The 12,713-nt window shown below is 33.6% G+C and carries 5 protein-coding genes; all 5 read right to left on the minus strand.

What is annotated here, in order from left to right; genetic code table 11:
- Positions 1-187: 187 nt before the first annotated feature.
- A complete protein-coding gene (locus ACKI5C_RS00390; RefSeq protein ID WP_407430912.1) occupies positions 188-3,838 on the minus strand; it encodes an Ig-like domain-containing protein in 3,651 nt (1,216 codons plus the stop codon).
- 132 nt (positions 3,839-3,970) lie between these two features.
- Positions 3,971-5,476 (minus strand): Mur ligase family protein, encoded by a 1,506-nt coding sequence (locus ACKI5C_RS00395; RefSeq protein WP_407430914.1) that lies wholly within the window; start codon positions 5,474-5,476, stop codon positions 3,971-3,973.
- Positions 5,469-6,854 carry a Mur ligase family protein gene (locus ACKI5C_RS00400; RefSeq protein WP_407430916.1) on the minus strand — a complete coding sequence of 462 codons (1,386 nt, stop codon included), beginning with the start codon at positions 6,852-6,854 and terminating at the stop codon, positions 5,469-5,471. Before ACKI5C_RS00400 ends, ACKI5C_RS00395 begins: the two co-directional genes overlap by 8 nt.
- 106 nt (positions 6,855-6,960) lie before the next feature.
- The gene (locus ACKI5C_RS00405) at positions 6,961-8,706 is read right to left on the minus strand and encodes an MATE family efflux transporter (RefSeq protein WP_407430918.1); all 1,746 of its coding nucleotides are present in this window, start codon (positions 8,704-8,706) and stop codon (positions 6,961-6,963) included.
- A 104-nt stretch (positions 8,707-8,810) separates the two neighbouring features.
- A partial coding sequence (locus ACKI5C_RS00410) for an Ig-like domain repeat protein (protein ID WP_407430920.1) occupies positions 8,811-12,713 on the minus strand: 3,903 nt, incomplete at its 5' end.

Raw genomic sequence — 12,713 nt, forward strand, 5'->3', positions numbered from 1 at the left:
TTTTAAGCCGTTAATCAAATAAATGCCTAAAACATAGTTAAAAGTTTATCAAAAGATATAAATATATATAGTGATTTTTAGGAATAAAAAAGCTTTTTTTGCGAAAAATTCTGAAAAAAAGAATGAAAAAATGTGAAAATCAATGAATAATATTTAAAAATAAAAAAAGTGTTGAGAATGTTAATCCTCAACCATTAATAGTTATTTTGTTTGCAATGCTTGAACCGTTATAACTTGAAGTTATAATGTATTCGCCAGGCATTAAGTTAATATTTAGTTTTGCTTGACCGAAAGCATCAGTTGTTCTGTAATAGAATATGCCATTAATGTTGAACTGAACTTTCTGTTCACTATAAGCTTTACCCTGACCGTCGACGAGTGTTGCAACGAATTGATCAGAAGTACCATATTTTTTAGTCAGGTCAGTGGCATTTAAAATTGGTAAAACCTTAATGTTATTTGATACAAGACAATCTTTGTATTCAGCAGTTATTACATAATTTCCAGGCTGTAAGTTAATGTTTAACTTAGCAGTACCGTTTGCATCGGTTTGGCGAGTATAGAACACACCATTAATGTTGAATGATACATTTTCACCTGCACCGACAGGATTTCCATCACCACCAATGACTTTAACAGTGTACTGAGTTCCGTTTCTATAATATTTGATTATATCATAGTTTTCAATAATCCTTGGAATAACAGTGATGTTATTTGCACTAGATTCACCGGTTACAAGATTCATTGCAGTGATTACATATTGTCCTTGATTCAGGTTAATGTTCAATTTTGCTAAACCTTCATTTCCGGAAACTTGACGGTCATACATTACACCATTGATGTTGAATCTGACAGCTTCACCATCTTTGAGATAGTTTCCTTGGCTGTCACGGAATGTAGCAAAGTATTGAGTTGCATTTCTGAAGACTTTAATAAGGTCAGTACCATTGACGGTTGTTAAAATGGATACAACTGCATTTACAGTTTGATTATCAACCGTAATGTTGACATCATAAACCCCGGAATTCAATCCAAGAGCAATGCTTGCACTACCATTAGCATCAGTAGTTCTGGAGTATGAAACACCATTAATATTTATAACAACAGATTTGTTTGCTAAAGGATTGCCTTCAAAATCGGTTACAGTTACAGCAAATCTTTCAGGACCATTGAAGTACTTGGTTACATCAGGAGCATTTATAATGTCAGATTTACTTTTAACACTAACATTTACATCTTCAGCAAGTGAATAATACTTATAATTACCTGAATAAATTACAGGAACTGTGTAGTTACCTGCAGGTAAAGCTGGAAGAGTTATTGCAACATCAGGGTCCATAACCTGAACAGTGATGTTTTCACCATCAACAACAGCAGTAACAGTAGCACCAATAGCATCCTCAGGCAATTCAATATTAATAGTGATGTTTTCACCTTCATCAACCGGTAAAGCACTAACATTCATTGTAACGTTTTCTTTTGGAGATATAGTAAAGTGTGCTGAAGCATTAGACGGACTAAAGTATTCATCACCATGATAAATAGCAGTAACGTTATAATCTCCCACTGTTAAATTATCATAGGTAACCATCATAATCAGAGTTCCGATTATAGGGAAAATCTCAGCATCATCAATGTCAATCGTTTGTTTTTTGCCATTTAAAATAATCGTAACATTACCAGTAGCACTACCAGGGAGTAAAACATTAACATAATATGGATTTCCTTCAAAACTATCATCCACAACAAGGGAAATGTTTGAATCAACACGATTAACAATAATATCTACACTTTCAGTAAATCCATTGTAGTTTTCATCACCAGGATAGGTAAAAACAGCAGTAGTATTTTCATATAAAAAAGGAATGCCAAATGCCATCTCACTGCCTGTAATAGGGAACTGATACTCTCCACCATTAACTTTAAGTGTAATGTTTCCCGTAGCATTAGCCAAACCAGACATCACAACAACAGCATCCTCACCAACAGTAATCGGATCAGCATATAAACTAACATTCAAATCTTTCTTAGGGGATTTACATACAACATACACATCGGTTGAATTTATACCATATACACCATCACCGCCAACAGCCACGGTAATGGTAGCATTACCTTCACCAACAGCCAGAACATTACCTTCATCATCAACAGCCACAACAGAATCATCACTTGAGATAAACTTAACGTTCAATCCTTCAGGATCAGTGATCGGATAAAGTTTATTACTTTCACCTACAAGCAAATCCAAATACTTCGGATTAACATCGACTTTAGCATCTTTTAAAGAAAAGGAACCATCAGACACATATGAAGCATAATAATAACTATCATCTGCATGATAAGCCTTAAAAGTATAATTTCCAGCGATTAAATTGGAAGGATTATAATAAACCAGATTATCGGCATTTGTGATTAATGTAACGTTATCAACCAAAGTGTTATTTGAATTGTAAATTTCAACAGTTACATTTATGCCCGGAAAACTGAATAAAGAAGGCATTACATCATCACTGTTTACAATACTGCCGTTCCAATAAGTAACATTGGAAAAATTACATTTTTGCACTTGTACTGCATGGAACAAACTTTCACTGCCAGAAAATCTAAAAGTAAAATTAGTCGTATAGTATACTGATGATTTAGCTTTATTATCTAAAAATAAACTGTTTGTTATTGTTAAAGGAGAATTAACTCCGGAAACTGCTCCACCATATATCCTTAATGCTTTATTATTAATGAAATTAGAATTACTGATAGTTCCCGCATTACTAAATATTATCGCTCCTCCACTAACTCCAGTGTTGTTATTAAAATTACAGGAATCAACATATCCATCTAATTCAAATTCAATTGCACCGGCATATGAGTCTGCAGAATTATTAGTGAAATTACATGATTTTACTCTGCCTTCCTGCCTAAAAAGAATCGCACCATTACTGCGAGCAGCATGATTCCTAGTAAAAACAGAATTTTCCACAGTTCCATTTTTCTTAAATTCAATTGCACCTGCATTTCCTAAAGCCATATTAAAGTAAAAGACACTATTGTTCACAATTCCATCATCACGAAATACTATAGCACCTCCAAGTGACTCTGATCCGGCCTGATTGGTATTAAAATTACAATAGTCAACATATCCAGTATTATTAAATAGAATTGCTCCGGCATCCAGTCCTGCAGTGTCCAAAATAAAATTGGAATGCTTTACAATTGCATTCCCACCAGCATAAATTGCACCGGCACGCAATGCCTGATTACCATTTAAATTAGAGTTTTCAACTAATGCATCAGCGGCAAAGTAAACTGCACCACCATTTTGATCAGCATAATTCCAGGTAAAGTTACAATCCTTTATAATAGCATTCCCATTGAAATAAACCGCACCACCATTTACAGAGCTAACATGGTCAAAGCTACAATTTTGCAAAGTACCGTTTCCATTGAAATAAACCGCACCACCATCATTAATTGAAAAAGCTTTTATAAAATTAATATTCTTTAAAACTACATTATTTCCCATGAAATTGAATATGGATGCTTCATTTTCACCACTAATAGTATATCCTCGTCCGTCTATTACAAAATTATCTTTTTCAATTGTAAATCCATTAATAAAAACAAGGTCTTGAGAATCATTATACTTATAATTCTTATTAAGTATTAATTCGCTGCCGGAATTTGAAATTTCATTTGCTAAATCAGTAAATGACCCGTCAGAATCACTATTTAAAATTTCAGATTCACATAATACAACTGAATTGTCATTATCAATAGACAACAAATCATTTGTTTCATTATTTATTTCTTTAGCGCCTGCTGCCGAAACAGTAAACAAGCAAACAATTATAATTAAAAATAAATAGCTCTTTTTTAACAAAAAAATCTCTCCATAAATAATTAAAATTATATAATTAATATTTTATGGAGACATAGTAAATAAAATATATGATTTGAAAAAAATATTAAATTATAAATCATCAACACAGGACTTGAATTTAGTAGCTGCCTCGCCAATAGCTACGATTAAATTACAGTCTGTACCAAGTGACTTTTTAATTCCCTCTTTGACTTCATCATAGCTTGCGCCCAAAGTTCCTTCTTTAACAAAGTCATCAACTGAATCAAATAATATCCTATCTTTCAAAGACGGATCTTTTAAAATAAGCTCCTGTGCCATTTTCTGTGATGCTGCAGATGCCGGAACAACATACTTTGAAAATTCCAAAGCATTGTTGAATATGGTCAAATCTCCATCATCGCCGGATTCGGATGATATCGTAATAACACATGTAAAATCACCGAACAGGTTTTTGAATTGACTTAAAACAGTCTGAACGCCAGCAGGATTATGTGCATAATCAACATAAATTTCTTTAGAGTCAATTTCTCCAACTTTCTCCATTCTTCCGCCAACACCAGTGAATGTGGCAACTGAATCTAAAATTTTATCATAAGGCAATTTTAAGAATTCGTGAGCTGCAATAATAACTCCAATTACATTATAAACATTATGAAGTCCATCAATTGCCATTTGAACAGTTAATTTTTCTTTTGGAGTGTGTAAATCAAATGTACGATTTTTTAAGTCAATGTTTGTTGCAATATAATCCACCTGAGGGGTTGTAATGCCGCAAGGACAGAAATAGTATCCGCAACCTGAAATCAGTTCTTTTACTTTAATTTCACGTCCGCAAACACATTCTTTCATATTGATTCGCTCAAAAGTTCCGTCAACACCAAATGTGATCAAATCACCATCAAAATTATACTCTTTTAAAAGCCCCATTATTGTCGGGTCCTGCCCATTTACAATCAACTGTTTTCCATTGAGTTCTTCTATAAATTCTCCTTTAACATGAGCATAATCCATAAAACTTCCCAAATCATTTAAATGATCAGGTGTTATGTTAGTAATTAATCCGGAAGAAATTTCGGAATTCTTTACGATTCTTCTGATAGTACCTGGGACTCCAAATGTTCCAACTTCCAAAATAGATACATCTCCATTAAGTCTTGATTGCAGAATCGGAATGTATTCTGCATTGCCCTGCATATTTTCCAGATTATGTTCTGCAGGCCTTATTCCATTATCATAGGCTATCTTTTTAAGCAATGTTGTGGAAGTTGTTTTACCGTTAGTTCCGGTTATTCCAAATACAGGCTTATCTGGAGGAAATTCACGAATGACATCATCCAGTTCAAACAGTGAGTCGCCAATCTTTTGAAAAATAGCTGATTTTTTAGACAGGCTTGCCGGAGGTACAATGCAATCTGCTCTTTCAAAAAATTCATCTGGAGTTTCACCATAATACAAATCAATGTCATAGCCTTCCAAAGCTTTTGAAAATCTGCATTTATCTTCAGGAGTCAAATCAGTCCCTATAACATCATAGCCCCTTTCTTTAAGCAATCTTGCAATCAGATTACCGTTAGCGCCACAAACTCCAATAACTCCAAACGTTTTTTTAGTCATACTTTTTACTTCCTTCGTCAAGTCCTTTCATGATTTTTTCAACTGTCGTTAGTCTGTCATATGCTATTAAGGGACCCATGTGCAGAATAATGTCTCCAGGCTCGGAATACTTGAATGTTTCGCATGCCGCTATTTCTATATTTTCAACTGCGACCTTATTGATTTTAGGATTTGAAATTGCATCCAGCAATTCATTGGCAGCTTCCATTTCCACTTCCTGGGTTACCTCATTAAATCCGCTTGCAATAACGGTTTTAATATCATAGTTACTTACAAGCTGGCCGACTTCTGCCTTATCACGAACGGACAATGTATCAAAATGGTCCAAAAATAATACCACACTATCATCTTTAAAGTAATCAAGAGTTATTTTCATTCCATCATACAAAAATGCGGAGTCAAGAATTACTTTTCTTCCATTGTAATCTCCTACATCCTCCATATGTGCAGGCAATCCTTTAAATACCGTTAATGCATCAATTATATCGGATTCATTAACGCCATATGTCAATGCAGCGGCACTTGCTGCGACGGAATTTTCAAAAAAGTAGCTCATCATGTAGAAGGGCGTAGTGAACTTTCCATCCTTATACTCAATGGTCAAGGATTCATCACCAACGGTGCCTTTAAAATCAACATCTTCATCCAAAGCATAATATAATGCATCGTTTCTTTGAGGATTTATGATATCAAAACATGAGTGATTTGCGATAAATGTTTCGGACATACTTTCAAGGATTAGTTTTCTCTGCTGGTACAGTTCAAGTGAACCACCAAACTCAGATAAGTGGTCCTCTGCAATATTAGTCAAAAGTCCTATTTTAACATTTAACTTGTTTAAAAGACCAATAGTCCCGTGTGGAAGTTCAAAAATAGCTATATCACAATCATTAGCTTTTCCATTAACGATACCATCGATTATGGCTTCTGAAACAAGATTATTTACAAGAGAAGAGCATGACCAGACATTATATCCTGCCTGCTTGAATAGGCTGGTTGTAATGAATGTAGTGGTTGTCTTACCCATTGTTCCTGTAATTCCAATGATATCCACGGGAATCAAATCATTGACAATTCTGGAAAATTCTTCATTGCTTAAGACATCAACATCAGATTCTTTAATTAATTTAGCGATTGGAGCTGAATCAGGTAAGGTAGGAGGCATGTAAACCGCTTCAATTCCATCCAAATTAGGATTTTTATTTCCCAAATCCAGGACAACACCTTCCTTTTCCATCTGAATTAAGCTTCTTTGAAATTCTATTTTGAATTCTGTTATTTCCTTCAAATCTGTAACAATAACATTATGGCCCAGATGATTGAGTAATCTTGCAACAGGCCTACTGGCATTTCCCGCACCAACAACTAAATAATTCATAAAAAACAATCCTTATAATTTATCTCATATAATAATATGATTTTATTCAATAAATAAGTTTTAACAAAAAAGAAAAAAAATAGCTAGAAATTACAATATGCATTTTTTAATTTTCAAAAATGACATATGTTTTATTGAATCCCAATATACTATCATATTCCAGTTTACCGTTAATATCGGAAAATTTTTGAATATTTTCTGATTTCATTAAATTCTCATCTGAAAACGGATTATACAAGATACCTTCAGTAATAAATACAATATAAATACTCTCACCAATTAATCTTATAGTTATATCAATGTCTTCAACATCAGTTTTTTCAAAAATATTATCACATATATCCTTTCCCGAATTTGAAATAATCGCAGCATTATCATTGAGAGAATCTCTCATATTAGATAGTATATCGTAAGTTTCTTGATCCAAATATCTGTCTCTAGTGCCCAAATCATTTCTGTTAAATGTTCCTGTAATTAAATTTGAATTCTGAATCATTAACAATCTCTCTATTTTATCTTCATTTTCCCTTTTAATGCGCATAGTGTAAGCAAAATAAATTAATACTGGAAGACATTCAGCAATCAATATTGAAATCCAAATACCTATTCCTCCAAGGATTCCAGTCAATATCAATGCACCAACAACGGCAAATAAAAATTCTTCTAGAAATGTAATGGAAAAAGAAAGCCTATTGGCTTCAATAGCCTGAGAATAATTTGCCAACAGATAAGACATGCAACGGCCCACCAATGAAAAAGCGGTTATGCGTATAGCTAAAATAACTATGCTTGCATACTGTGAATGAATATTGAATAAAGTCAATAATATTTCAGGATAAATAAAAAATAATACACTTACAGGGAAAGAAATTAATAACACGTGCCTAATTGAATGCAGAATCATATAACGTACTACTTCAGCATCTTTTTCTTTATGAAATACTGTTACAATTGGAGACATAGTTTTCATAATTCCTGATAAAAACACATAAACAAAAGTTTCACTGTTATCATATACCAAAAATGCCAAAAGTCCTGCAACACCCCAGTAAGTAGAACACAAATATGTAAGCAAACTCATTTTTAGTGCAAAAGCTATTTTTCCAATAACTTCAGGAGTGTTAAGTGCAATTTCTTTTAATGAACGAAGAATCTCCCCAACCTTAAATTTCGCCAGTGAAATAAATTTAAAAGAACCGTGCTCTTTAAAAAAATACTTGGAAATATAAATTGCACCTACAAGATATCCCAAGACAGATGCTAAAGCAGTGTAAGCAATGCCCAGATTAAATACTTTTAAAAATAGTATATCGAAAATTATGTTTAAAATATTAGCTATTAACACTGCATAAAAAGGCATTTTTGGAAATCCGTCAGCACGGATGAAAAATGCAATAACTAAAATGTAACAGTTCAACGGATAATAAAACATTAACATCAATAAATATTCCCTACTCAAATTAAAAATCTCTGCAGGAGTATTGAAAAACATCAATATATTATCAACGAAAAGAAAGATTAACAGCATATATAATATGGAAACTATAATAATTCCTAAAATCGAAATGGTAAAATATAAATTCACTTTTTCATGTTTTAACTGTGATTGAGCCCTTAGAGCTAATAAATTACCTCCCTGACCAAATAATATATAAAACACTCCTGTAACATAAGTAATAGGAGATGCTAAATTAATTACGGCCAGCTGTGTAGAACCCAAAAGAAAGCCTATAATTATTACATCAATAACAGCACATATCTTTTCAGACATTACCATGAAAAATGTAGGTAACAGCAACTCATTATATTTGTGTCTTAAAAAATCATATTTCCTATCTAATTTAGTATCCATAATGTACCAAATCCCTATATATTAATATATGTTTTTTATATATTAAAATTAATATGAAAAGTCCATAACGAATATAATGGCAAAAAAAATTTCAAATAAGAAGATTATTTTTTAAATCTTCTTACTTGTGTTACACAAAGTGTAATTAAAATTAACAACATTATAAGGATAGGATTTCCAGTAGGATAATCGGATAAGTTAATTCCTTTGCTTACATCGGAAGGATACTCATAATCATCAGTATGATTATCTACAGGATCATTGCGATATACCAAGATATCAGTTATTGTGTCATTTCCTTCATATTTCTTATCACCAGAGTATACTACATCCACATCCCAGTCACCTTTAACTAATCCAGGAACTTTGAATGTGGCTGTACCGTTTTCAATCTCTTCAGTATATTTTTTATTATCTACAGTGATTGTTATGGTACCTGTTGCATCTTCAGGAACCCTTACAATAACTGTTGCATAATCGCCTTCTTCAATTATATCTCCTGCTGCCCTAATAGGAGTTTTGACTTTGGTTACAGCAAATATAACAGTAGTTGTGCTTGGTAAGTACTTGTCGTCACCTTCATAAGTTACTTTAGCCGTATATATGCCGCTAGGAAGTTCAGGAATTATCACGTTTGCAATACCTCCAGTAACATTAGCATAGTATCCTACACCATCAATGTCAACCAATACTTTTCCAGTTACATCATCAGGAAGAACTTTGGCAGTGATTATTTCATCATCACCAACATGAATATCTTTAGATTGTGCAGTTATGAATGTAGGGCGTTTAATTACTTTAAACTGACCAGTTGTGTAATTATCCCTGTATTTATCATCACCGCTGTATTTTACAGCAACTGTCTTATTACCAAATGCCAATCCATCAACATTAAATACAGCCTGTCCATCTTTAACCGGAGCAGAATATTCTTTACCGTTGATTTCAATGGTAATTATACCGGTTGCTCCATTTGGAACAGTTACCACTACAACTTCAGTATCTCCAACATAAATATCATGTGCTGTGACACTTATTGGAGCATAGTATTTTGGAATGTCTACGGTTGCATTTTCAGTTGCAGGGTCATGATTTTCATCACCGGAATAATTCACAGTAATATTGTGTTTTCCCGGAGTAACATTAGTTAAATTAATAACAGCAGTACCGTTAATTACAGGAGCTGTATATGTCTGATTTTCAACTTCAATAGTAACGTTACCTGTAGCATTACCCGGAATTATAACTACAACAGTTCCATTGCCCTGATCTATTATTTCCATATCAGTACTGCGGCTAAGCACTTTGAAAATGGTTGAATTATCAACGTATGTGTATTTATTATCTCCATTATACCTTACACTTACAACGTATTCACCTACAGGCAATCCTACAATTACCAACTCACCATTACCTCCGCTGACAGCAACAATGTATTTTACACCTTCACGATAGTATGCACCCAATATACCATCATTTAAATTGAAGACATATTCCTCGCCATCAATTACAACAGTTACATTTCCTGTAGCATCAGCAGGAACAAGCAATCTGATGACTTCATTTTCACCGACATAAATATCATGTGCAATTGGAATTACAAATGGTTTAACCTTGTTTACATCGAATAAAGAGACATTTGAACTTGGCAAGTATTTATCATCACCGATATAAGTCAAGTTAACGTTATATTTTCCGGACGGGATGTAAGGGATGTCAATTAATCCTTCTCCATTAGTAACATTGACATAGTAGTGGGATACACCGTCAATATCAATTAATACCTGACCGGTTGCATCGGTTGGAACTTTAACTTTAATAGTTACATATTCGCCGACAGTAATACTTTCAATTTCTGCACTTACTGCAGATTTATGTTTGTATACAGTAAAGTTAGCAGTTGTGAAGTTAGCAGTGTGGTTAGCATCACCAACATAAGTTACAGCAACTGTTTTTATACCAGCAGTTAAGTTTTCAACCTCAAATCTTGCAACACCATTATCAATATCAGCAAAGTACTCCTTACCATCAATTTCAATTCTTACTTGACCAGTTGCATCTTCAGGAACGGTTACTACTATCACTTCAGTATCTCCAACATAGATATTGCTGACATCAGCACTAATTGGAGTGGCAGGAACAGGAACTGGAACAGGATCGCGAATTGTTACAGTTGTATTGACAGTAGCATTAGTGTAGTTTTCATCACCAGAGTAAATCACAGTAATGTTATGAGTACCGTTAGATACATTAGTCAAATCAACAACAGCAGTGCCGTTAATCACAGTAGCATTAAATGTCTGATTACCAACAACAATAGTCACATTACCAGTAGCATTACCAGGAACAACGACAACAACAGTACCGTTACCCTGATCAATAACCTTAATATCATCAGTGTTTATTTTGTTGACAGCGAATTTAGTAGCATTTACGCTTGATTCATATTTTTTATCTCCAGGATATTTAACATCAACAGTGTAGTTTCCAACTTTCAAGCCAGGAACAACAAGAATTCCTTTACCATTAGCAACGGAAACAATATAATCCTTACCATCAACACGAACAGTTACATATCCAGTGGCATCAGCAGGAACACTAATCTCAATAACAGCCTTTTCACCAACAGTAATATTATCAGCATGAGCAACAACAGTAGAAGGAACTTTAACAACTTTAAATTCAGTAAAGTTATTGGCAGTCAAGTACTTATCATCACCGAGATACCTTACAGTTACATCGTAGGAACCTGAATCTAAATTAGGAACTGATAATTGACCGATACCGTTTGTAATGTTAACAGCATAATCAACACCACCAACATTAACAATAACAGGCCTTGTAACATCATCCGGAGCAGTAACATTAATTAAAACAACACCACCAACAGTAATATCAGCAGTATTAACTGTAATTACCATATTGTGTTTTTTAACTGTGAAGTTGGCGGTTGTGAAGTTACCTGTGTAGTTATTATCACCGACATAAGATACAGCAACTGTTTTAACACCAGCAGTTAAGTTTTCAACTTTAAATCTTGCAACACCATTATCAATATCAGCAAAGTACTCTTTACCATTTATCTCAATTCTTACTTTACCTGTAGCATTAACAGGGACAGTTACATTGATTCTTGCAACATCACCAACATAAATATCCTCCACACTAACTTTAATTGGAGTAATGAGCTTAGGAATGGTTACAGTAGCATTAATAATCTCACTGGTATGATTATCATCACCAGAATAAATCACAGTTATATTATTAACACCAGGAGTAACATTAGTTAAATTAACAACAGCAGTACCGTTAATCACAGTAGCATTAAATGTCTGATTACCAACTTCAATAGTCACATTACCAGTAGCATTACCAGGAACAATAATGACAACAGTGCCATTACCTTGATCAATAACAGTAATACCTTCAGAAGCCTTATTCACACTGAATTTAGTAGAACCAACACTTTCATCATATTTCCTATCACCAGGATATTTAACATCAACAGTGTAATTTCCAACTTTCAAACCAGGAACAACAAGAATACCTTTACCATTAGCAACAGAAACATTATAATCCTTACCATCAACACGAACAGTCACATTACCAGTAGCATCAACAGGAACACTAATCTCAATAACAGCCTTTTCACCAACAGTAATATTATCAGCATGAGCAACAACAGTAGAAGGAACTTTAACTACTTTAAAGCTGGTAGCATTATTAGCATCCAAGTACTTATCATCACCATAATAATTAATAGTTACATTATATGAACCGCCGTCAAGACCAGGAACTGATAATTGACCAATTCCGTTTGTAATGTTAACAGCATAGTCAACACCGCCAACATTAACAATAACAGGCCTTGTAACATCATCCGGAGCAGTAACATTAATTAAAACAACACCACCAACAGTAATATCAGTAGTATTAACAGTAATCACAGGAATATGCTTTTTAACTGTGAAATTAGCAGAAGTATGATTACCAGTGTAGTTATTATC

The organism is Methanobrevibacter sp., from assembly GCF_045646045.1.
Classification (GTDB): domain Archaea; phylum Methanobacteriota; class Methanobacteria; order Methanobacteriales; family Methanobacteriaceae; genus Methanocatella.